Source organism: Pseudomonas sp. R38(2017) (genome assembly GCF_002112395.1).
Classification (GTDB): Bacteria; Pseudomonadota; Gammaproteobacteria; order Pseudomonadales; family Pseudomonadaceae; genus Aquipseudomonas.
This window is the reverse complement of record NZ_NEHN01000008.1, coordinates 289,266-310,473: the sequence shown is the minus strand read 5'-3', so window position 1 is coordinate 310,473 and position 21,208 is coordinate 289,266. Positions and strand designations below refer to the sequence as shown.

The 21,208-nt window shown below is 56.3% G+C and carries 33 protein-coding genes; 32 read left to right on the top strand and 1 reads right to left on the bottom strand.

Annotated features, from left to right (window positions below):
- Nucleotides 1–143: 143 nt before the first annotated feature.
- From rpsJ to bfr, 30 genes are all read left to right on the top strand, one after another.
- Nucleotides 144–455, top strand: a complete 312-nt coding sequence (gene rpsJ, locus CAF87_RS21865; RefSeq protein ID WP_003186070.1) for a 30S ribosomal protein S10 — start codon at nucleotides 144–146, stop codon at nucleotides 453–455.
- A gap of 80 nt (nucleotides 456–535) precedes the next feature.
- The gene (gene rplC / locus CAF87_RS21860; RefSeq protein ID WP_007955641.1) at nucleotides 536–1,171 is read left to right on the top strand and encodes a 50S ribosomal protein L3; all 636 of its coding nucleotides are present in this window, start codon (nucleotides 536–538) and stop codon (nucleotides 1,169–1,171) included.
- A gap of 12 nt (nucleotides 1,172–1,183) precedes the next feature.
- Nucleotides 1,184–1,786, top strand: a complete 603-nt coding sequence (gene rplD, locus CAF87_RS21855; protein ID WP_003228735.1) for a 50S ribosomal protein L4 — start codon at nucleotides 1,184–1,186, stop codon at nucleotides 1,784–1,786.
- Complete coding sequence (rplW, locus tag CAF87_RS21850; RefSeq protein ID WP_002555488.1) at nucleotides 1,783–2,082, top strand: 50S ribosomal protein L23; 300 nt, start codon at nucleotides 1,783–1,785, stop codon at nucleotides 2,080–2,082. Before rplD ends, rplW begins: the two co-directional genes overlap by 4 nt.
- Before the next feature lie 14 nt (nucleotides 2,083–2,096).
- Complete coding sequence (gene rplB, locus CAF87_RS21845; RefSeq protein ID WP_016772943.1) at nucleotides 2,097–2,921, top strand: 50S ribosomal protein L2; 825 nt, start codon at nucleotides 2,097–2,099, stop codon at nucleotides 2,919–2,921.
- Nucleotides 2,922–2,937: 16 nt separating this feature from the next.
- Nucleotides 2,938–3,213, top strand: a complete 276-nt coding sequence (rpsS, locus tag CAF87_RS21840) for a 30S ribosomal protein S19 (protein ID WP_011336172.1) — start codon at nucleotides 2,938–2,940, stop codon at nucleotides 3,211–3,213.
- A gap of 11 nt (nucleotides 3,214–3,224) precedes the next feature.
- Nucleotides 3,225–3,557 carry a 50S ribosomal protein L22 gene (rplV, locus tag CAF87_RS21835; RefSeq protein ID WP_003103908.1) on the top strand — a complete coding sequence of 111 codons (333 nt, stop codon included), beginning with the start codon at nucleotides 3,225–3,227 and terminating at the stop codon, nucleotides 3,555–3,557.
- Nucleotides 3,558–3,570: 13 nt separating this feature from the next.
- Complete coding sequence (gene rpsC / locus CAF87_RS21830) at nucleotides 3,571–4,257, top strand: 30S ribosomal protein S3 (RefSeq protein WP_027982006.1); 687 nt, start codon at nucleotides 3,571–3,573, stop codon at nucleotides 4,255–4,257.
- Nucleotides 4,258–4,269: 12 nt separating this feature from the next.
- Nucleotides 4,270–4,683, top strand: coding sequence for a 50S ribosomal protein L16 (rplP, locus tag CAF87_RS21825; protein WP_003228729.1), 414 nt, complete (start codon nucleotides 4,270–4,272; stop codon nucleotides 4,681–4,683).
- Nucleotides 4,683–4,874, top strand: coding sequence for a 50S ribosomal protein L29 (rpmC, locus tag CAF87_RS21820; RefSeq protein ID WP_002555481.1), 192 nt, complete (start codon nucleotides 4,683–4,685; stop codon nucleotides 4,872–4,874). The genes rplP and rpmC overlap by 1 nt, the downstream gene beginning before the upstream one ends.
- Nucleotides 4,875–4,876: 2 nt before the next feature.
- The gene (gene rpsQ, locus CAF87_RS21815; protein ID WP_003194644.1) at nucleotides 4,877–5,143 is read left to right on the top strand and encodes a 30S ribosomal protein S17; all 267 of its coding nucleotides are present in this window, start codon (nucleotides 4,877–4,879) and stop codon (nucleotides 5,141–5,143) included.
- 23 nt (nucleotides 5,144–5,166) lie between these two features.
- Nucleotides 5,167–5,535, top strand: a complete 369-nt coding sequence (rplN, locus tag CAF87_RS21810; RefSeq protein ID WP_002555479.1) for a 50S ribosomal protein L14 — start codon at nucleotides 5,167–5,169, stop codon at nucleotides 5,533–5,535.
- An 11-nt stretch (nucleotides 5,536–5,546) separates the two neighbouring features.
- Complete coding sequence (gene rplX, locus CAF87_RS21805; RefSeq protein ID WP_003186046.1) at nucleotides 5,547–5,861, top strand: 50S ribosomal protein L24; 315 nt, start codon at nucleotides 5,547–5,549, stop codon at nucleotides 5,859–5,861.
- A 20-nt stretch (nucleotides 5,862–5,881) separates the two neighbouring features.
- On the top strand, nucleotides 5,882–6,421 hold the full coding sequence (gene rplE, locus CAF87_RS21800; RefSeq protein ID WP_003210069.1) for a 50S ribosomal protein L5: 540 nt from the start codon (nucleotides 5,882–5,884) through the stop codon (nucleotides 6,419–6,421).
- A gap of 13 nt (nucleotides 6,422–6,434) precedes the next feature.
- The gene (gene rpsN / locus CAF87_RS21795) at nucleotides 6,435–6,740 is read left to right on the top strand and encodes a 30S ribosomal protein S14 (protein WP_003228726.1); all 306 of its coding nucleotides are present in this window, start codon (nucleotides 6,435–6,437) and stop codon (nucleotides 6,738–6,740) included.
- A gap of 208 nt (nucleotides 6,741–6,948) precedes the next feature.
- Nucleotides 6,949–7,341 (top strand): 30S ribosomal protein S8, encoded by a 393-nt coding sequence (rpsH, locus tag CAF87_RS21790; protein WP_011336171.1) that lies wholly within the window; start codon nucleotides 6,949–6,951, stop codon nucleotides 7,339–7,341.
- Nucleotides 7,342–7,353: 12 nt separating this feature from the next.
- The gene (rplF, locus tag CAF87_RS21785) at nucleotides 7,354–7,887 is read left to right on the top strand and encodes a 50S ribosomal protein L6 (RefSeq protein ID WP_065259511.1); all 534 of its coding nucleotides are present in this window, start codon (nucleotides 7,354–7,356) and stop codon (nucleotides 7,885–7,887) included.
- A gap of 10 nt (nucleotides 7,888–7,897) precedes the next feature.
- The gene (gene rplR / locus CAF87_RS21780) at nucleotides 7,898–8,248 is read left to right on the top strand and encodes a 50S ribosomal protein L18 (RefSeq protein WP_010443919.1); all 351 of its coding nucleotides are present in this window, start codon (nucleotides 7,898–7,900) and stop codon (nucleotides 8,246–8,248) included.
- A gap of 3 nt (nucleotides 8,249–8,251) precedes the next feature.
- Complete coding sequence (rpsE, locus tag CAF87_RS21775) at nucleotides 8,252–8,752, top strand: 30S ribosomal protein S5 (RefSeq protein WP_007955637.1); 501 nt, start codon at nucleotides 8,252–8,254, stop codon at nucleotides 8,750–8,752.
- A gap of 2 nt (nucleotides 8,753–8,754) precedes the next feature.
- Nucleotides 8,755–8,931 (top strand): 50S ribosomal protein L30, encoded by a 177-nt coding sequence (gene rpmD / locus CAF87_RS21770; RefSeq protein WP_003176408.1) that lies wholly within the window; start codon nucleotides 8,755–8,757, stop codon nucleotides 8,929–8,931.
- Between the two features lie 3 nt (nucleotides 8,932–8,934).
- The gene (gene rplO / locus CAF87_RS21765) at nucleotides 8,935–9,372 is read left to right on the top strand and encodes a 50S ribosomal protein L15 (protein ID WP_003228720.1); all 438 of its coding nucleotides are present in this window, start codon (nucleotides 8,935–8,937) and stop codon (nucleotides 9,370–9,372) included.
- Complete coding sequence (gene secY, locus CAF87_RS21760) at nucleotides 9,373–10,701, top strand: preprotein translocase subunit SecY (RefSeq protein WP_003228718.1); 1,329 nt, start codon at nucleotides 9,373–9,375, stop codon at nucleotides 10,699–10,701.
- Between the two features lie 27 nt (nucleotides 10,702–10,728).
- A complete protein-coding gene (gene rpmJ / locus CAF87_RS21755) occupies nucleotides 10,729–10,845 on the top strand; it encodes a 50S ribosomal protein L36 (RefSeq protein ID WP_002555468.1) in 117 nt (38 codons plus the stop codon).
- Between the two features lie 130 nt (nucleotides 10,846–10,975).
- Nucleotides 10,976–11,332: a 30S ribosomal protein S13 gene (gene rpsM / locus CAF87_RS21750; protein WP_003186020.1), complete on the top strand. Its 357-nt coding sequence runs from the start codon at nucleotides 10,976–10,978 to the stop codon at nucleotides 11,330–11,332.
- 30 nt (nucleotides 11,333–11,362) lie between these two features.
- Nucleotides 11,363–11,752: a 30S ribosomal protein S11 gene (rpsK, locus tag CAF87_RS21745; protein WP_002555466.1), complete on the top strand. Its 390-nt coding sequence runs from the start codon at nucleotides 11,363–11,365 to the stop codon at nucleotides 11,750–11,752.
- Nucleotides 11,753–11,770: 18 nt separating this feature from the next.
- Nucleotides 11,771–12,391, top strand: a complete 621-nt coding sequence (gene rpsD, locus CAF87_RS21740; RefSeq protein WP_003176404.1) for a 30S ribosomal protein S4 — start codon at nucleotides 11,771–11,773, stop codon at nucleotides 12,389–12,391.
- A gap of 22 nt (nucleotides 12,392–12,413) precedes the next feature.
- Nucleotides 12,414–13,415, top strand: a complete 1,002-nt coding sequence (gene rpoA / locus CAF87_RS21735; RefSeq protein WP_003186012.1) for a DNA-directed RNA polymerase subunit alpha — start codon at nucleotides 12,414–12,416, stop codon at nucleotides 13,413–13,415.
- 42 nt (nucleotides 13,416–13,457) lie between these two features.
- Nucleotides 13,458–13,844, top strand: a complete 387-nt coding sequence (gene rplQ / locus CAF87_RS21730) for a 50S ribosomal protein L17 (RefSeq protein WP_007955635.1) — start codon at nucleotides 13,458–13,460, stop codon at nucleotides 13,842–13,844.
- A 239-nt stretch (nucleotides 13,845–14,083) separates the two neighbouring features.
- Nucleotides 14,084–15,538 (top strand): catalase, encoded by a 1,455-nt coding sequence (locus CAF87_RS21725; protein ID WP_085733016.1) that lies wholly within the window; start codon nucleotides 14,084–14,086, stop codon nucleotides 15,536–15,538.
- 149 nt (nucleotides 15,539–15,687) lie between these two features.
- Complete coding sequence (gene bfr, locus CAF87_RS21720; protein WP_085733015.1) at nucleotides 15,688–16,155, top strand: bacterioferritin; 468 nt, start codon at nucleotides 15,688–15,690, stop codon at nucleotides 16,153–16,155.
- Nucleotides 16,156–16,220: 65 nt separating this feature from the next.
- On the opposite strand, the gene uvrA is transcribed toward bfr, so the two are convergent.
- On the bottom strand, nucleotides 16,221–19,055 hold the full coding sequence (gene uvrA, locus CAF87_RS21715) for an excinuclease ABC subunit UvrA (protein ID WP_085733014.1): 2,835 nt from the start codon (nucleotides 19,053–19,055) through the stop codon (nucleotides 16,221–16,223).
- A 191-nt stretch (nucleotides 19,056–19,246) separates the two neighbouring features.
- On the opposite strand from uvrA, the gene CAF87_RS21710 reads away from it, so the two are divergent.
- Entirely contained in the window at nucleotides 19,247–20,644 is a 1,398-nt protein-coding gene (locus tag CAF87_RS21710; protein WP_085733013.1) for an MFS transporter, read from the top strand.
- Between the two features lie 9 nt (nucleotides 20,645–20,653).
- Nucleotides 20,654–21,172, top strand: a complete 519-nt coding sequence (locus CAF87_RS21705; RefSeq protein ID WP_007966163.1) for a single-stranded DNA-binding protein — start codon at nucleotides 20,654–20,656, stop codon at nucleotides 21,170–21,172.
- The last annotated feature ends 36 nt before the right edge of the window (nucleotides 21,173–21,208 follow it).

The following is a 21,208-nucleotide window of genomic DNA, read 5'->3' as shown; positions in this document are numbered from 1 at the left end:
ATAACTTTGATGAGTTGAAAAGCCCCCGCTTAGCGGGGGCTTTTTTATTGGGTTGACACCTATCTGGGGCGTCTATAGAATTGCGCCTCCTTTTAACGGGCGTATTGCGCCCGGTGGGAATAGCAGCCGGAGTCTGAAATCCAATGCAAAATCAGCAAATCCGTATCAGGTTGAAGGCTTTTGACCATCGCCTGATCGACCAATCAACCCAGGAAATCGTGGAAACCGCGAAACGTACTGGTGCTCAAGTGCGTGGTCCAATTCCACTGCCTACCCGTAAAGAGCGGTTCACCGTTCTGGTTTCCCCGCACGTCAACAAAGACGCGCGTGACCAGTACGAAATCCGCACTCATAAGCGCGTTCTGGACATCGTCCAGCCAACGGATAAAACCGTTGATGCTCTTATGAAGCTTGATCTTGCGGCCGGTGTGGAAGTGCAGATCAGCCTCGGCTAAGACTCGGTCTTGGTCGTGTAACGCTCTGAAATGGGCGGCCATAGCGGGTGAAAGCCCCGTACACTCATGAGGTTTACAACATGACTATTGGTGTAGTCGGTCGTAAAGCGGGTATGACCCGTATTTTCACCGAAGAAGGTGTCTCCATTCCGGTCACGGTCATTGAGATCGAGCCGAATCGCGTCACCCAGTTCAAAACTGAAGAAACCGATGGCTATCGTGCAGTGCAAGTCACTGTCGGCGAGCGTCGTGCTTCCCGTGTTACAGCTGCTCAGGCTGGCCACTTCGCCAAGGCGAACGTTGCCGCTGGTCGTACCGTAATGGAATTCCGTCTTGAAGAAGGCGAGTACCAGGCCGGCGATCTGATCAACGCTGAAATCTTCGCTGCTGGTCAACTGGTTGATGTAACCGGTCAGTCCAAAGGTAAAGGCTTCCAGGGTACGATCAAGCGTTGGAACTTCCGCGGGCAAGATAACACCCACGGTAACTCCGTATCCCACCGCGTCCCAGGCTCTATCGGCCAGTGCCAGACTCCTGGTCGTGTATTCAAGGGCAAAAAAATGTCCGGTCATATGGGCGCTGAGCGCGTGACCGTGCAGTCCCTGGAAGTAGTGCGCGTGGACGCTGAACGCAATCTGTTGTTGGTCAAGGGTGCTGTTCCTGGCGCTACTGGCGGCAACCTGGTTGTACGTCCAGCAGCCAAGGCTCGCGGTTAAGGGGAAGCTGACATGCAATTAAATGTAAATGACGCTCAAGCGATCGAAGTTTCCGAACTGACATTTGGCGGCGAGTTCAACGAGACGCTGGTTCACCAAGCAGTCGTGGCCTACATGGCTGGCGGCCGTCAAGGTAGCAAGCAGCAAAAGACCCGTTCCGACGTTCGTGGTGGCGGTAAGCGCCCATGGCGTCAGAAAGGTACTGGCCGTGCTCGTGCCGGTACTATCCGTAGCCCAATCTGGCGCGGCGGCGGCACCACTTTCGCAGCTCGTCCACAGGATCACTCCCAGAAGCTGAACAAGAAGATGTACCGCGCAGCAATGCGTTCCATCCTTGCTGAGCTGGTGCGTACTGATCGTCTGGTTGTGGTTCAGGATTTCGCAGTTGAAACTCCGAAAACCAAAGACCTGCTGGGCAAACTGAACAACATGAGCCTGACCGACGTTCTGATCGTGTCCGACGCTGTTGATCAGAACCTGTACCTGGCTGCTCGCAACCTGCCGCACGTAGATGTACGTGACGTGCAAGGTTCCGATCCAGTTAGTCTGATCGCATACGACAAGGTGTTGATCACCGTGTCGGCCGTGAAGAAATTCGAGGAGCTGCTGGGATGAACCAGGAACGCGTATTTAAAGTTCTGCTTGGCCCGCACGTTTCCGAGAAGGCTACGGTTCTGGCAGACAAGAAAGGCCAGTTCGTTTTCAAGGTTGCTACCGATGCAACCAAGCTGGAAATCAAGAAGGCCGTCGAAAGCCTGTTCAGCGTGAAAGTTGAGCGTGTTACTACCCTGAACGTTCTGGGTAAGAGCAAGCGCACCGCTCGCGGTCTGGGCAAGCGTAATGACTGGAAGAAGGCAGTTATCTCCCTTCAGCCAGGCCAAGATCTCGATTTCAGCAGCAGTGCTGAGTAAGGAAGGGGTGCATCATGGCAATCGTTAAATGCAAACCGACTTCCCCTGGCCGCCGTTTTGTGGTCAAGGTGGTCAATCAGGAGCTGCATAAAGGCGCTCCTCACGCACCGCTGCTCGAGAAAAAATCGAAGTCTGGTGGTCGTAACAACAATGGCCGCATTACCACTCGTCACATCGGTGGTGGTCATAAGCAGCATTACCGTATGGTCGATTTTCGTCGCAACGACAAAGATGGCATCGTCGCCACTGTCGAGCGTATCGAATACGATCCAAACCGTACTGCTCACATCGCACTGCTGTGCTACGCAGACGGCGAGCGCCGCTACATCATCGCCCCTAAAGGCGTGAGTGCTGGCGACCAGTTGATCGCAGGCGCTCTGGCTCCAATCAAGCCGGGCAACGCTCTGCAACTGCGCAACATTCCAGTCGGTTCTACCGTACACGGCATCGAACTGAAGCCAGGTAAAGGCGCACAGATCGCTCGTTCCGCTGGTGCTTCGGCTCAGCTGATCGCTCGTGAAGGTGTGTACGTTACCCTGCGTCTGCGTTCCGGTGAAATGCGTAAAGTACTGGCTGAGTGCCGTGCGACCCTGGGTGAAGTCTCGAACTCCGAGCACAGCCTGCGTTCGCTGGGTAAAGCTGGTGCCAAGCGCTGGCGTGGCGTTCGCCCAACCGTTCGTGGTGTTGCCATGAACCCGGTTGACCACCCACATGGTGGTGGTGAAGGTCGTACCTCTGGTGGTCGTCATCCGGTATCGCCATGGGGCTTCCCGACTAAGGGCGCGAAGACTCGTGGTAATAAGCGTACCGACAAAATGATCGTCCGTCGTCGCAAGTAAATAGAGGGATACGACAGTGCCACGTTCTCTGAAAAAAGGTCCTTTTATTGATCTTCACCTACTGAAGAAGATCGAAGTGGCGGCGGAAAAGAACGATCGCAAACCAATTAAGACTTGGTCGCGCCGTTCGATGATCCTGCCACAAATGGTCGGTCTGACCATCGCAGTACACAACGGTCGTCAGCACGTCCCAGTTCTCGTTAACGAAGACATGGTCGGCCACAAACTGGGCGAGTTCGCCGGTACCCGCAACTATCGCGGGCACGTGGCAGACAAGAAAGCCAAGCGTTAAGGGGTAAGGAAATGGAAGTAGCCGCTAAGTTGTCGGGCGCTCGAATCTCCGCCCAGAAAGCCCGCTTGGTCGCCGACCAGATCCGCGGGAAGAAGGTGGGCGAAGCGCTCAACCTGTTGGCTTTCAGCAGTAAGAAAGCCGCCGAGATCATGAAAAAAGTGCTGGAGTCGGCCGTAGCCAACGCCGAGCATAACGAAGGCGCAGATGTTGATGACCTGAAGGTCAGCACCGTTTTCGTCAACGAAGGGCGTTCGCTGAAGCGCATCATGCCACGTGCCAAAGGCCGTGCTGATCGCATCGTCAAGCGGTCTTGCCATATCACTGTCAAGGTTGCTGACAAGTAACGGAGTCGAAGAGATGGGTCAGAAAGTACATCCCATTGGCATTCGCCTGGGAATCGTCAAGGAGCACACCTCCGTCTGGTACGCAGACGGTCGGACTTATGCGGACTACTTGTTCGCTGATCTGAAGGTGCGTGAATACCTCCAAGACAAACTAAAAAGCGCGTCCGTAAGCCGTATCGATATCCATCGTCCGGCCCAAACTGCACGCATCACCATCCACACCGCTCGTCCAGGTATCGTTATCGGGAAGAAAGGTGAAGATGTTGAGAAACTGCGTCAGGACCTGACCAAGCAAATGGGTGTGCCTGTGCACATCAATATCGAAGAGATCCGCAAGCCGGAACTCGACGGTATGCTGGTTGCCCAGAGCGTAGCTCAGCAGCTGGAGCGTCGTGTGATGTTCCGTCGCGCCATGAAGCGCGCCGTACAGAACGCCATGCGCATTGGTGCCAAAGGCATCAAAATCCAAGTGAGTGGTCGTCTCGGCGGTGCTGAAATCGCACGTACTGAATGGTATCGCGAAGGTCGTGTGCCACTGCACACCCTGCGTGCCGATATCGACTATGCCACCTACGAAGCTCACACCACCTACGGTGTGATCGGTGTAAAGGTTTGGATCTTCAAAGGCGAAGTAATTGGTGGTCGCCAAGAAGAACTGAAACCACAAGCACCAGCGCCTCGTAAAAAAGCTGCTAAGTAAGGGGTACGCCAAATGTTGCAACCAAAGCGTACGAAGTTCCGCAAGCAGATGACCGGCCACAACCGTGGTCTGGCACTGCGCGGTAGCAAAGTCAGCTTCGGCGAGTTCGCGCTGAAGTCTGTTGCTCGTGGTCGTCTCACCGCTCGTCAGATCGAGTCAGCGCGTCGTGCTCTGACCCGTCACGTAAAACGTGGTGGCAAGATCTGGATCCGTGTATTCCCGGACAAGCCGATCTCCAAGAAACCTCTTGAGGTTCGTATGGGTAAAGGTAAGGGTAACGTGGAATACTGGGTTGCCCAGATTCAGCCAGGCAAAGTCCTGTATGAAATCGAGGGTGTTTCTGAAGAGCTGGCGCGTGAGGCTTTCGCCCTGGCTGCTGCAAAGCTGCCGCTCGCCACCTCCTTTGTTAAACGGACGGTGATGTGATGAAAGCGAATGAACTTCGTGAAAAATCCGCACAGCAGCTGAACGAGCAACTGCTCGGCTTGCTGCGCGACCAGTTCAATCTGCGCATGCAGAAAGCAACTGGCCAGTTGGGGCAGTCTCATCTGCTCTCGCAAGTTAAGCGTGACATCGCTCGCGTGAAGACTGTGCTCAACCAGCAGGCAGGTAAGTGATCATGGCTGAAGCCGAAAAAACTGTCCGTACGCTGACTGGCCGTGTTGTCAGCGACAAGATGGACAAAACCATCACCGTTCTGATCGAGCGTCGCGTTAAGCACCCGATCTACGGTAAATACGTTAAGCGTTCGACTAAGCTGCACGCGCACGACGAAACCAATCAGTGCCACATCGGCGACAAAGTCACTATTCGTGAAACTCGTCCGATGGCCAAGACCAAGTCTTGGGCGCTGGTTGATGTTCTCGAACGCGCTGTGGAAGTCTAAGGGCTAGGGGTCGGAGAAATTATATGATTCAGACTCAATCCATGCTCGATGTGGCCGATAACAGCGGCGCTCGCCGCGTTATGTGCATCAAGGTGCTGGGTGGCTCCCATCGTCGTTACGCTGGTATCGGTGACATCATCAAAGTTACCGTGAAGGAAGCAATTCCTCGCGGTAAGGTGAAAAAAGGCCAAGTGATGACTGCTGTTGTAGTCCGCACTCGTCACGGCGTACGTCGTGCTGATGGCTCCATTATCCGCTTTGATGGCAACGCTGCTGTTCTTCTGAACAACAAGCAAGAGCCGATCGGCACCCGTATCTTTGGGCCAGTGACCCGTGAGCTTCGTACTGAGAAGTTCATGAAGATCGTCTCGCTCGCCCCAGAAGTGCTGTAAGGAGATCCGACATGCAAAAGATTCGTCGTGACGACGAGATCATCGTGATCGCCGGCAAAGACAAAGGTAAGCGCGGAAAGGTGCTGAAGGTTCTTGCTGATAACCGTCTGGTTGTTGGTGGTCTGAACCTGGTCAAGCGTCATACCAAGCCTAACCCGATGTCGGGCGTACAGGGCGGTATCGTCGAGAAAGAAGCGCCACTGCACGCTTCTAACGTCGCCATTTTCAACGGCGAAACCAACAAGGCTGACCGCGTTGGTTTCAAAGTAGAAGACGGTAAAAAAATTCGTGTCTTCAAGTCGACCCAAAAAGCGGTTGATGCTTGAACACTGCTAGGTAGAAGACCATGGCACGACTAAAAGAGATTTACCGGAAGGAAATCGCTCCGAAACTTAAGGAAGAACTTAAGCTTTCGAACGTGATGGAAGTTCCGCGCGTTACCAAAATCACCCTGAACATGGGTCTGGGCGAAGCGATCGGCGACAAAAAAGTCATCGAGCACGCTGTTGCTGACCTGGAAAAGATCACCGGCCAGAAAGTCGTTGTGACCTACGCTCGCAAATCCATCGCTGGCTTTAAAGTCCGTGAAGGTTGGCCGATCGGCGTCAAAGTGACCCTGCGCCGTGAGCGTATGTACGAGTTCCTGGATCGTCTGCTGTCGATCTCCCTGCCTCGGGTTCGCGACTTCCGCGGCCTGAATGCCAAGTCCTTCGATGGTCGTGGCAACTACAGCATGGGCGTGAAAGAGCAGATCATTTTCCCGGAAATCGACTACGACAAGATCGATGCTCTCCGCGGTCTGGACATTACCCTGACCACCACTGCCAAGAACGATGACGAAGGCCGCGCTCTGCTGCGTGCTTTCAAATTCCCGTTCCGCAACTGATTGGAGTAGGAAAATGGCCAAGAAGAGCATGAAAAACCGTGAGCTGAAGCGTCAGCTCACCGTTGCCAAGTACGCCACCAAGCGTGCAGCGCTGAAAGCTATCATCGTCGATCTGAACGCAAGTCCAGAAGCGCGTTGGGAAGCTACTGTAGCTCTGCAGAAGCAGCCACGTGACGCAAGCGCTTCGCGCATGCGTAACCGCTGCCGCCTGACTGGTCGTCCGCACGGCGTTTACCGCAAGTTCGGCCTGGGCCGTAACAAGCTGCGTGAAGCTGCAATGCGTGGTGACGTTCCAGGTCTGGTTAAAGCCAGCTGGTAATTGCTGTCAAAGTCTCGATGGTCGGGATCGCAAGAACCTGACCATCGGTGGCCTTGAACATGAATCAAGCCCCTTTTGGGGCTTGATTCATTTCTGGGGTGTGTCTAGAATGACCGGCTCGCCTGAGCCCGTGTTTTTCTGCCCGGAATTTCTCGGCGACAAGTAGTAGCCGCAAGGCTAATTTTTCTGTATTAGGAGCGTCTAGCCCATGAGTATGCAGGACCCGTTAGCGGACATGCTAACTCGAATCCGTAATGCCCAGATGGCTGAAAAGTCCGTCGTAAGCATGCCTTCTTCCACGTTGAAGGTGGCTGTAGCTAAAGTCCTGAAGGACGAAGGTTACATCGCGGGTTATCAGATCAGCAGCGAAACCAAACCACTGCTGTCTATCGAGCTGAAATATTTCGAAGGCCGTCCGGTTATCGAAGAAGTCAAGCGCGTTAGCCGTCCAGGCCTGCGTCAGTACAAGTCCGTCGAAGAGCTGCCAAAAGTACGTGGCGGTCTCGGCGTGTCTATCGTCTCCACCAACAAAGGTGTGATGACTGATCGTGCTGCGCGCGCTGCCGGTGTCGGCGGCGAAGTTCTTTGCACTGTGTTCTAAGGGGGGATAAGCATGTCTCGCGTCGCTAAGAACCCCGTTAAGCTGCCAGCCGGTGTCGAAGTAAAATTCGCAGGCCAACAGCTTTCGGTGAAGGGTGCCAAGGGTACTCTTGAACTGAACGTCCATTCGTCCGTTGAGATCGTTGAAGAAGCCGGTGAGCTGCGTTTTGCTGCTCGCAATGGCGATCAGCAGACTCGCGCAATGGCCGGTACCACTCGTGCGTTGGTAAACAACATGGTCCAGGGCGTAAGCCAAGGCTTCGAGCGCAAGCTCCAGCTGGTCGGTGTTGGTTACAAAGCGCAAGCAAAAGGTCAGGTGCTGAACCTGGCTCTTGGCTTCTCGCACCCAGTGGATTACGAACTGCCGGAAGGCATCACCGCTGAGACTCCTAGCCAGACCGATATCCTGATCAAGGGCATCGACAAGCAGCTGGTAGGTCAAGTGGCCGCCGAGATCCGCGACTTCCGTCCACCAGAGCCGTACAAAGGCAAAGGTGTGCGCTACGCGGACGAAGTCGTCCGTCGTAAAGAAGCCAAGAAGAAGTAGGGCATAGCAAATGACCGACAAAAAAGTTACTCGACTGCGTCGCGCTCGCAAAGCACGCCTGAAAATGCACGAACTCGAAGTCGTGCGTCTCTGCGTGTTCCGCTCTTCGCAGCACATCTACGCCCAGGTCATTTCGGCCGACGGCAACAAAGTCCTGGCAAGCGCCTCGACTTTGGATAAAGAACTGCGTGATGGCGCCACTGGCAACATCGACGCGGCCACTAAGGTTGGCCAGCTGGTCGCTTCGCGTGCTAAGGCCGCTGGCGTCTCGCAGGTGGCTTTCGACCGCTCTGGCTTCAAGTACCACGGCCGCGTAAAAGCGCTGGCTGATGCTGCTCGTGAAGCTGGGCTGGAGTTCTAAGTTATGTCAAATAACGACCAAAAGCGCGACGAAGGCTACATCGAGAAGCTGGTTCAAGTTAACCGCGTAGCCAAAACCGTTAAAGGCGGCCGTATCTTCACTTTCACTGCGTTGACCGTGGTTGGTGATGGTAAGGGCCGTGTTGGCTTCGGCCGTGGCAAGTCGCGTGAAGTGCCTGCTGCGATCCAGAAGGCAATGGAAGCTGCTCGCCGCAACATGATCCAGGTTGATCTGAACGGTACTACCCTGCAGTACGCAATGAAGTCCGCTCACGGCGCTTCGAAGGTGTACATGCAGCCTGCTTCTGAAGGTACCGGTATCATCGCTGGCGGCGCTATGCGTGCTGTCCTCGAAGTTGCTGGCGTTCAGAACGTTCTGGCCAAGTGCTACGGCTCGACTAACCCTGTAAACGTGGTTCACGCCACTTTCAAGGGTCTGAAAGCCATGCAGTCTCCTGAATCCATTGCAGCCAAGCGTGGTCTGCGTGTTGAGGAGATCAAGTAATCATGGCTACCGTTAAAGTTACGCTGATCAAAAGCATGACCGGCCGCATCCCTAACCACAAACTGTGCGTTAAGGGTCTGGGTCTGCGTCGCATCGGTCACACTGTAGAGGTCCAGGATACTCCCGAGAATCGCGGGATGATCAACAAGGCTTACTACATGCTGCGTGTCGAGGGTTAATCGATGAAACTCAATGATCTGAGTCCAGCGCCGGGTTCCCGTCGCGAAAAGCATCGTCCGGGCCGTGGTATCGGTAGTGGTTTGGGTAAGACTGGTGGCCGTGGTCACAAAGGTCAAACCTCCCGCTCCGGTGGCACCATTGCTCCAGGCTTTGAAGGCGGTCAACAGCCGCTGCATCGTCGCCTGCCGAAGTTCGGTTTCGTTTCCCTGAAAGCCATGGATCGCGCAGAAGTGCGTCTGTCCGAGCTGGCTAAAGTGGAAGGCGACATCGTCACCGTGCAGTCCCTGAAAGATGCCAACGTGATCAACGTCAACGTACAGCGTGTGAAAATCATGCTGTCCGGTGAAGTGACTCGCGCTGTCACTATCGGCAAGGGAATCGGCGCCACCAAAGGTGCGCGTGCGGCTATCGAAGCAGCTGGCGGCAAGTTCGAGGAATAAATGGCTAAGCAAGGTGCTCTCTCTGCGCTCGGCAAAGGCGGTATGTCTGAACTCTGGGCTCGTCTGCGTTTTCTGTTCCTGGCGATTATCGTCTACCGAATAGGCGCACACATCCCGGTTCCAGGTATCAACCCGGACCGACTCGCGGACCTGTTTCGACAGAATGAGGGGACCATTCTTAGCTTGTTCAACATGTTTTCCGGCGGCGCGCTGGAGCGGATGAGCATCTTTGCACTGGGGATCATGCCGTACATTTCGGCATCGATCATCATGCAACTGATGACCGCCGTCAGCCCGCAGCTGGAACAGTTGAAGAAGGAAGGTGAAGCTGGCCGTCGCAAGATCAGCCAGTACACCCGCTACGGCACCGTCGTCCTCGCTCTCGTCCAGGCCATTGGCATGTCCATTGGTCTGGCGGGGCAGGGCGTTGCGTTCACTGGTGACTTTGGCTTCCATTTCGTCGCGGTATCCACGTTTGTGGCTGGTGCGATGTTCATGATGTGGCTGGGTGAGCAGATTACTGAGCGTGGTGTAGGCAACGGTATCTCGATGTTGATTTTTTCGGGAATCGTCGCCGGTCTTCCGAGAGCAATCGGGCAGTCTTTCGAGTCTGCGCGTCAGGGTGATATCAACATCTTCGCCTTGGTTGCCATCGGTTTGCTGGCAGTAGCGATTATCGGTTTCGTGGTGTTCATTGAGCGTGGTCAGCGTCGTATCGCTGTTCACTACGCCAAGCGTCAGCAAGGCCGCAAGGTTTTCGCTGCGCAGACTAGCCACTTGCCGCTGAAGGTGAACATGGCCGGCGTTATTCCGGCTATTTTCGCGAGCAGCATTCTGCTGTTTCCGGCTTCGTTGGGTGCCTGGTTTGGTCAGTCTGAAGGTATGGGCTGGTTGCAGGACATCTCGCAGTCGATCGCTCCTGGTCAGCCGTTGAATATTCTGCTGTTTAGTGCAGGGATTATTTTCTTCTGCTTCTTCTATACGGCGTTGATGTTCAATCCGAAAGACGTAGCGGAAAACCTGAAGAAGTCCGGTGCCTTTATTCCGGGCATCCGTCCAGGTGAGCAGTCTGCGCGCTACATTGATGGCGTTCTGACTCGCTTGACCATGTTCGGTGCTCTTTACATGACGGCCGTGTGCCTGTTGCCCCAGTTCCTGGTGGTTGCAGCAAACGTTCCGTTCTACCTTGGCGGGACCTCGTTGCTGATCGTGGTCGTGGTTGTGATGGACTTCATGTCCCAAGTACAATCGCACCTCGTTTCGCACCAGTACGAATCCCTGATGAAGAAAGCCAACCTGAAGGGTTACGGCAGCGGCATGTTGCGCTGAGTACCCATAAGGTTCGAGGAGTTGGTGATGAAAGTTCGTGCATCGGTGAAAAAGCTGTGCCGTAACTGCAAGATTATTCGCCGCGAAGGTGTTGTTCGAGTAATTTGCAGCGCGGAACCGCGTCACAAACAGCGCCAAGGCTGAGTGTGATTGTGCTTCAAGCCCGGCAGCTAGTGCGCTGCCGGGTTGATTATTTGTTATTACAGCGATATTATCTCGCGCCCTATTTCTTGGCTTCCGGGGCGTAGGTAGCTGTCAATTGGAGTCCCACTGAATGGCCCGTATTGCAGGCGTTAACATTCCAGATAACAAGCATACTGTTATCTCGCTGACCTACATCTATGGTGTTGGTCGCACTACTGCGCAGAAAATCTGTGCAGTGACTGGGGTAAACCCAGCAGCAAAGATCAAGGATCTGAGCGACGAGCAAATTGAACAGCTGCGTGGCGAAGTGGCGAAGTTCACCACTGAAGGTGACCTGCGTCGCGAAATCAACATGAAAATCAAGCGCTTGATGGACCTCGGTTGCTATCGCGGTCTGCGTCATCGTCGTGGTCTGCCAGTACGCGGTCAGCGTACCAAGACCAACGCGCGTACCCGTAAAGGTCCGCGTAAGCCGATCCGCAAGTAATCGCCCCAGCGAATCGACAGGAATTTAATCATGGCAAAACCTGCTGCTCGTCCTCGTAAAAAAGTTAAAAAGACAGTGGTTGATGGCATCGCCCACATCCATGCCTCTTTTAACAACACCATCGTGACCATTACCGACCGTCAAGGTAACGCTCTTTCCTGGGCTACCTCCGGTGGTTCGGGTTTCCGCGGTTCCCGCAAGTCCACCCCGTTCGCTGCTCAAGTAGCTGCTGAGCGTGCTGGTCAAGCTGCGCTGGAATACGGCCTGAAAAACCTCGACGTAAACGTCAAGGGCCCAGGTCCAGGTCGTGAATCCGCAGTCCGCGCTTTGAACGGCTGTGGCTACAAGATCGCCAGCATCACCGACGTGACGCCAATCCCGCACAACGGGTGCCGTCCGCCGAAGAAGCGCCGCGTGTAATCCAGGAGATTGTAAAGAATGGCTCGTTACATTGGTCCAAAATGCAAACTCGCTCGTCGCGAAGGCACCGATCTCTTCCTGAAGAGCGGCGTGCGCGCGATCGAATCGAAGTGCAACATTGAAGCAGCACCTGGTATCCACGGCCAACGCCGCGGTCGCCAGTCCGACTACGGCACCCAACTGCGTGAAAAGCAGAAGGTCCGTCGTATCTACGGCGTTCTCGAGCGTCAGTTCAGCGGCTACTACAAAGAAGCGGCTGGCAAGAAAGGTGCAACCGGTGAAAACCTGCTGCAACTGCTCGAATGCCGTCTGGACAACGTCGTATACCGTATGGGCTTTGGTTCGACTCGTGCCGAATCCCGTCAGCTGGTATCGCACAAGTCGATCAGCGTTAACGGTCAGACCGTAAACGTTCCTTCGTACCAGGTTCGTGCTGGTGACGTGGTCGCTGTTCGCGAGAAAGCAAAAAATCAACTTCGCATTGTCCAAGCTCTCGATCTGTGTGCTCAACGTGGCCGCGTAGAGTGGGTAGAAGTAGACACTGAGAAGAAGTCGGGCGTTTTCAAGAACGTTCCTGCTCGCAGTGATCTGTCCGCCGACATCAACGAAAGCCTGATTGTCGAGCTCTACTCCAAGTAAGGGCTAGAAAATAGGTGCATCCATGCAGATTTCGGTAAATGAGTTCCTGACACCCCGCCATATTGATGTGCAGGTTGTCAGTCCAACCCGCGCCAAGATCACTCTCGAGCCTCTCGAGCGTGGTTTCGGCCACACCCTGGGCAACGCGCTGCGCCGCATCCTGTTGTCCTCAATGCCCGGCTGCGCAGTAGTCGAGGCCGAGATTGACGGTGTGCTCCACGAGTACAGCGCCATCGAAGGTGTACAGGAAGACGTAATTGAAATCCTGTTGAACCTTAAAGGTCTGGCTATCAAGCTGCACGGCCGTGACGAAGTTACGCTGACCTTGTCGAAGAAGGGTTCGGGGGTGGTTACCGCTGCCGATATTCAGCTGGATCATGATGTCGAGATCGTTAATCCCGATCACGTAATCGCTAACCTGGCGTCTAACGGCGCCCTGAACATGAAGCTCACCGTAGCTCGTGGTCGTGGTTATGAGCCAGCAGACTCGCGTCAGAGCGATGAAGACGAAAGCCGCAGCATCGGTCGCTTGCAGCTTGACTCTTCGTTCAGCCCGGTTCGCCGTATCGCATACGTGGTGGAAAACGCCCGTGTCGAACAGCGTACCAACCTGGACAAGCTGGTTATTGATCTGGAAACCAACGGTACTCTGGATCCTGAAGAGGCTATCCGTCGTGCAGCAACCATCCTGCAACAGCAGTTGGCTGCGTTCGTCGACCTCAAAGGTGACAGTGAGCCAGTGGTTGTCGAGCAGGAAGACGAGATCGATCCGATCCTGCTTCGCCCGGTTGACGATCTGGAACTGACTGTACGTTCGGCTAACTGCCTTAAGGCGGAAAACATCTATTACATCGGTGACCTGATTCAGCGCACCGAAGTAGAGCTGTTGAAGACTCCGAACCTGGGCAAGAAATCCTTGACTGAAATCAAGGACGTTCTGGCCTCCCGCGGTCTGTCCCTCGGCATGCGCCTCGACAACTGGCCGCCTGCAAGTCTTAAGAAGGACGACAAGGCGACTGCCTGATCGTCGTAATCACCGAACGTAGTGTTTGGTAAGGAATGAACCATGCGTCATCGTAAAAGTGGTCGCCACCTGAGCCGCACCAGCTCGCACCGCAAGGCCATGTTCCAAAACATGGCAGTGTCGCTGTTCGAGCACGAGCTGATCAAAACTACTCTGCCAAAAGCCAAAGAACTGCGCCGCGTTGCCGAGCCGCTGATCACTTTGGCCAAGACAGACAGCGTTGCTAACCGTCGTCTGGCTTTCGACCGTACTCGTTCGAAAGCTATCGTTGGTAAGCTCTTCAACGACCTGGGCAAGCGTTATGCTACCCGTGAGGGTGGCTACCTGCGCATCCTCAAGTGCGGCTTCCGCGCTGGCGACAACGCGCCTATGGCGTACGTCGAACTGGTTGATCGTGCTGTCGGCGGTGAAGCTGTATCCGCTGAGTAAGACGTCAGTCTGAAACAGAGAACCGGGCCTAGTGCCCGGTTTTTTGTGCCTGTAAGAAATGCGTTGTTCGTACAAGCTTCTACCCTGTTTGGGTCTGCACTATGTGTTTGGGTTTTATCGTTAGTTATTCTCTATTGATGACCATGAGTTAATGAATTTGTGGCTGTCATATTGATGATTGATACTCCCTGACAAGCCGATTAGCCGGCAGTTCAAGACTGACAGAGGAAGAAGATCGCATGAGCCAGAACAAGACGCTTACGACTGCCAGCGGTGCGCCAGTCGCCGATAACCAGAACTCTCGCTCCGCCGGGCCGCGCGGGCCGTTGCTGCTCGATGACTTTCATTTGATCGAGAAGCTTGCTCACTTCAACCGCGAAAACATTCCTGAGCGCCGTGTGCATGCCAAGGGTTCAGGCGCCTACGGTACCTTCACCGTCACTCGCGATATCACGCAATACACGAGCGCCAAACTGTTCTCTGCTGTGGGTAAGCAGACGCCGACTTTCCTGCGATTCTCCACGGTGGGCGGTGAGCGTGGCTCGGCTGACACCGAGCGCGATCCTCGTGGCTTTGCCCTGAAGTTCTACACCGAAGAAGGCAACTGGGACATCGTTGGCAACAACACGCCGGTGTTCTTCATTCGCGATCCGCTGAAGTTTCCTGATTTTATCCATACACAGAAACGCCTGCCGCAAAGCAACCTGAAAAGCGCACAGATGATGTGGGACTTCTGGTCGCATTCGCCTGAAGCGCTGCACCAGGTCACCATTCTGTTTTCTGATCGCGGGATCCCGGACGGCTATCGCCACATGCACGGCTTCGGCAGTCACACCTACAGCCTTATCAACGCTCAAGGCGAGCGTCACTGGGTGAAGTGGCACTACAAGACCAAGCAAGGGATCAAAAACCTCGCGCCGGCAGACGCGGCACGTTTGGCGGGGACAGATCCCGATTACGCCCAGCGCGATTTGTTCGAAGCCATCGAGCGTGGTGACTTCCCGAAATGGAGCGTGTGCATCCAGATCATGACCGAGGCCCAGGCTGCTGCTCACTACGAGAACCCGTTCGACGTAACCAAAACCTGGTCGCAGAAGGAGTTTCCACTGATCGAAGTGGGTGAGCTGGAGTTGAATCGCAATCCGCTGAACTACTTTGCTGAAGTCGAGCAAGCTGCGTTCGGCCCGAGCAACATGGTGCCTGGCGTAGGTCTGTCTCCGGATCGCATGCTGCAGGGGCGTGTATTCGCATACGCCGATGCCCACCGCTACCGCGTAGGCACCAATCACCAGCAACTGCCGGTGAACGCGCCGCGCAGTCCGGTCAACACTTACCAGCGTGACGGTTCGATGGCTTTTGGCAGCAATGGTGGCGCGGCCCCGAACTACGAGCCGAACAGCTACGTAGAGTCGCCGAAACAAGCTCCACACTACGCCGAGCCTGCACTGGCCTTGAGCGGTGCAGCTGATCGCTACGATCACCGCGAAGACACCGACTACTACAGCCACGCCGGTGCGCTGTTCCGCTTGATGAGCGAGGAACAGAAAGCGTTGCTGGTCAGCAACATCGCCGGCGCGATGGCAGGTGTGTCTAGTGATGTCGTCGACCGTCAGTTGCAGCATTTCTACAAGGCCGACCCGGCGTACGGAGAAGCAATCGCAAAACTGCTCAACGTACAGCTTAACGAAGTCTAAACGAGAAGCAGAACCGCCCTCATTAGGGCGGTTTTTGCGTTATTTAGCCTGCTTTTCTCAGAATATCTTCGCTTTTATTGCGCGAAGTAAGTGACCTTGCAGTCATGTTGGTTCAAACTACAGACTTTCAAGAAGGGAGATGTAGGGCGATGCAAGGCCACCCAGACGTTATCGATTACCTCAACACGTTGCTGACCGGCGAACTGGCCGCGCGTGACCAATATTTCGTTCACTCGCGGATGTATGAGGACTGGGGATTCACCAAGCTCTACGAACGAATCAACCACGAGATGGAAGAAGAAGCCGGTCATGCCGATGCGCTGATGCGCCGGATTCTGATGCTGGAAGGCACGCCGCGCATGCGTCCTGACGATCTGGACGTCGGTACGACGGTGGAGACCATGCTCGAAGCGGATCTGCGCCTTGAGTACAAGGTACGTGCTGCACTGTGCAAAGGCATCGAGCTGTGCGAAAAGAATGGCGATTACGTAAGCCGCGATATCCTCAAGCTTCAGTTGCACGACACTGAAGAAGATCATACCTACTGGCTTGAAAAGCAGCTGGGCCTGATCAAGCTGATCGGCATTCAGAACTACCTGCAATCCCACACGTCCTGATCGCAGGTGCTACAAAAAAGCCCCTGTCACTGTTGAAGTGACAGGGGCTTTTTCATGCCCGGCAATCAGGCCCGATCGCGAATCAGCAGCGGCTTGAGGTAATGGCCAGTGTGAGATTGCTTCATCTCGGCCACTTCCTCCGGCGTGCCGGTAGCGATGATCTGCCCGCCTTTCGAGCCACCTTCAGGGCCGAGATCCACCAGCCAGTCGGCGGTCTTGATCACGTCAAGGTTGTGTTCGATCACCACCACGGTGTTGCCGTGGTCACGCAGGCGATGCAGCACGTCGAGCAGTTGCTGGATGTCCGCGAAGTGCAGACCGGTGGTCGGTTCATCGAGGATGTACAGGGTCTTGCCGGTATCGCGCTTGGACAGCTCGCGAGACAACTTGACCCGCTGCGCCTCACCGCCAGACAGCGTAGTCGCCGACTGCCCCAGCTTGATGTACGACAGGCCCACATCCATCAGTGTTTGAAGCTTGCGCGCTAGCGCTGGCACTGCGTCGAAGAACTCCCGCGCTTCCTCGATGGTCATCTCGAGGGTTTCGTGGATGCTCTTGCCCTTGTATTTGATCTCCAGGGTTTCACGGTTGTAGCGTTTGCTCTTGCACACGTCGCACGGTACATAGATGTCCGGCAGGAAGTGCATTTCCACCTTGATCAGGCCGTCGCCCTGGCAAGCCTCGCAGCGACCGCCTTTGACGTTGAACGAGAAACGCCCCGGGCCATAACCACGGGAGCGGGACTCGGGCACGCCGGCGAACAGTTCGCGAATCGGCGTGAACAGCCCGGTGTAGGTCGCCGGGTTGGAGCGCGGTGTACGACCGATCGGGCTCTGGTCGATATCGACGACCTTGTCCAGATGCTCCAGGCCTTTGATGCTGTCGTGGGCTGCCGCTTCCAGTGTCGTCGCGCCATTGAGGGCTGTGGCGCTGAGCGGAAACAGCGTGTTGTTGATCAGCGTCGACTTGCCGGAGCCAGAGACACCGGTCACGCAAGTCAGCAAGCCGATCGGGATCTCCAGGTCGACATTGCGCAGGTTGTTGCCACGCGCGCCCTTGAGCGACAGCACCTGCTTCTTGTTGCGCGGTGTGCGTTTGGCCGGCACTTCGATCTTGACCCGGCCCGACAGGTATTTGCCGGTCAGCGAGTCCGGGTGCGCCATGACTTCGGCCGGCGTGCCTTCGGCGACGATCTGTCCGCCATGAACCCCGGCACCCGGGCCGATATCCACTACGTAGTCGGCCAGTCGAATCGCATCTTCGTCGTGCTCGACCACAATCACAGTGTTGCCGATATCGCGCAGGTGCTTGAGGGTGCCGAGAAGACGGTCGTTGTCACGCTGGTGCAGGCCGATGGACGGCTCATCGAGGATGTAAAGCACCCCGACCAGTCCGGCGCCGATCTGGCTGGCCAGACGAATCCGCTGGGCTTCGCCACCAGATAACGTGTCCGCACTGCGATCCAGCGACAGGTAATCCAGCCCCACGTTGACCAGGAACTGCAGACGCTCACGGATTTCCTTGAGAATCTTGTCGGCAATTTCGCCACGGCGGCCGGTCATCTTCAAATCGCCGAAGTAGTCGCAGGCATCACCGATCGGCAGGTTGGTCACCGCCGGCAGGGTTTTCTCGCCAACCCACACGTGCCGCGCTTCGCGACGCAGGCGGGTACCGCGGCAATCCGGGCAGGACTGGGTGCTGAGAAACTTCGCCAGTTCTTCGCGCACACTGGCCGACTCGGTTTCGCGGTAGCGACGCTCGAGGTTCGGCACGATGCCTTCGAACGGGTGCGAACGCTTGACGATATCGCCACGGTCGTTGAGGTACTTGAAGTCGACATTCTGCGAACCGCTGCCATGCAGAATGTATTTCTGCTGATCCGCCGGCAGTTCGTTGAAGGGTTTTTCCAGGCTGAAGCCGTAATGCGCAGCCAGTGAGCCAAGCATCTGGAAGTAATAGACGTTGCGCCTGTCCCAACCACGTATTGCGCCCTCGGCCAGCGTCAGCTCACCGTTGACCAGACGCTTGATGTCGAAGAACTGCTTCACCCCCAGACCGTCACAGGTCGGGCAGGCGCCGGCCGGGTTGTTGAAGGAAAACAGCTTGGGTTCCAGTTCGCTGATCGCATGGCCGCAGATAGGGCAGGCGAAACGCGCGGAGAAGATCATTTCTTCGCCCGGCTCGTCGTCCATCGGCGCCACCAGGGCGATGCCGTCGGCCAGCTTCAGCGCGGTCTCGAAGGATTCCGCCAGACGCTGCTGCAGGTCGGCGCGTACCTTGAAGCGATCGACCACGACTTCAATCGTGTGCTTCTTCTGTTTATCCAGTTTCGGCAGTTCGTCCAGCTCGCAGAGCCGGCCGTTGACCCGGGCACGGACGAAGCCCTGGGCACGCAGTTCTTCGAACACCGACAAGTGCTCGCCCTTGCGCTCGCGAATCACCGGCGCCAGCAGCATCAGCTTGCTGCCTTCCGGCTGAGCCAGCACCAGGTCGACCATCTGGCTGACAGTCTGGGCTTCCAGCGGGATGTCGTGATCCGGGCAACGCGGCGTACCGACGCGTGCATAAAGCAGGCGCAGGTAGTCGTAGATTTCGGTGATGGTGCCAACCGTGGAGCGCGGGTTGTGCGAGGTCGACTTCTGTTCGATGGAGATGGCCGGCGACAGACCTTCGATGGTATCGACGTCGGGTTTTTCCATCATCGACAGGAACTGTCGGGCATAGGCCGACAGGGATTCGACATAGCGGCGCTGACCTTCGGCGTACAGCGTGTCGAAGGCCAGGGACGACTTGCCGGATCCGGACAGGCCGGTGATGACGATCAGTTTGTCCCGTGGCAGGGTCAGGTCGATGTTCTTCAGGTTGTGGGTGCGGGCCCCACGAATCAGGATCTTGTCCAAAATGGCCTCGCTCGGCGGGCGTCGAAAACACAGGAGTATACGGCCAAATACTGGATGGATGCACACTATCGAATGAAGGGTTTTTCGCCTTACATGAAGAGAGTTTCATCTGTACGTGGCAAAGCGTCGCGATATACCCCGTCTTTCGATGGGACTGGTAGAATCGCCGCCGGTTCACACGAGGTTTTTCCATGCACGATCCCCACAGCGAACGCATGAGTGGCAGCGAGACCCGCGCGGCGAGCGGTCTGGCCCTGGTGTTCGCCTTCCGTATGCTTGGCATGTTCATGGTGCTGCCGGTACTGGCGACCTATGGCATGGATCTGGCGGGAGCGACCCCGGCCCTCATCGGGCTGGCGATTGGCGCTTACGGCCTGACCCAGGCGATTTTCCAGATTCCGTTCGGGATCATTTCCGACCGTATCGGCCGTCGCCCGGTGATTTACCTGGGGCTGATCGTCTTTGCCCTCGGCAGCGTGCTGGCGGCTCAGGCCGACTCGATCTGGGGCGTGATTGCCGGCCGGATCCTGCAGGGTGCCGGCGCGATTTCCGCAGCGGTCATGGCACTGCTTTCCGACCTGACCCGCGAACAGCACCGCACCAAGGCCATGGCGATGATCGGCATGACCATCGGCCTATCGTTCGCTGTGGCCATGGTGGTCGGTCCGTTGCTGACTCGCGCGTTCGGTCTTTCCGGCCTGTTCCTCGCCACCGGCGGCATGGCGCTGGTGGGGATCGTGATCGTGCTGTTCATGGTGCCGAAATCCACCGGGCCGCTGAGCCATCGCGAGTCCGGCGTGGCACGTCAGGCGTTGATGCCGACGCTCAAGCACCCGGACCTGCTGCGCCTGGATCTGGGCATTTTTGTGTTACATGCGATGTTGATGTCGAGCTTCGTCGCGCTGCCCCTGGCCCTGGTGGAAAAAGCCGGGCTGCCCAAGGAACAGCACTGGTGGGTCTACCTTACGGCACTGTTGATCTCTTTCTTCGCCATGATCCCGTTCATCATCTACGGCGAGAAGAAACGCAAAATGAAACGAGTTTTGCTCGGCGCCGTCATGACGCTGATGCTCACTGAGCTATTCTTCTGGCAGTTCGGTGACAGCCTGCGGGCTCTGGTGATCGGGACGGTGGTGTTCTTTACCGCGTTCAATCTGCTGGAAGCTTCGTTGCCGTCGCTGATCAGCAAGGTTTCACCGGCGGGTGGCAAGGGCACGGCCATGGGCGTGTACTCCACCAGTCAGTTCCTCGGTTCGGCACTCGGCGGGATTCTCGGCGGCTGGATGTTCCAGCATGGCGGTCTGTCGGTTGTGTTCCTCGGATGTGCCGGGCTGGCTGCCATCTGGCTGGCCTTTGCTGTTACCATGCGCGAACCACCCTACGTGACGAGCCTGCGCCTGCCGTTGTCGCCCGAGGCGATCCGCGAAGCGGGTCTGGTCGAGCGCCTCAGGGCCCTCGTAGGGGTAACAGATGCAGTGATAGTCGCCGATGAAGCGGCTGTTTACATCAAACTGGATAAAGAATTAGTGGATCGCGACACCCTCGAACGCCTGGTGAACAACCCGGCCGAGGCTGCTTGCGAAGCCTAGGAGAACGTTATGGCCCGTGGGGTTAACAAAGTCATATTGGTCGGCACTTGCGGCCAGGATCCCGAAGTTCGCTACTTGCCTAACGGTAACGCCGTGACCAACCTGAGTCTGGCAACCAGCGAACAGTGGACCGACAAGCAGACCGGTCAGAAGGTCGAGAAGACCGAGTGGCACCGCGTATCGATGTTCGGCAAGGTTGCCGAAATCGCCGGCGAATACCTGCGCAAGGGTTCGCAGGTGTACATCGAAGGCAAACTGCAGACCCGCGAGTGGGAAAAAGACGGCATCAAGCGTTACACCACCGAAATCGTGGTCGACATGCAAGGCACCATGCAACTGCTGGGCGGCCGTCCACAACAGGGCGACCAACAAGGCGGTGGCAACAACTACCAGCAGCAGGCGCCACGCCAGCAGGCTCCGCGTCCGCAGCAGTCGGCTCCTCAGCAGCGTCCGGCCCCGGCTCCACAGCAGGCCGCGCCGCAGCCAGCTCCGGATTTCGACAGCTTCGATGACGATATCCCGTTCTGATTCGCTGCTGTACCCGCTTTAAATAAAAAGGCCCGT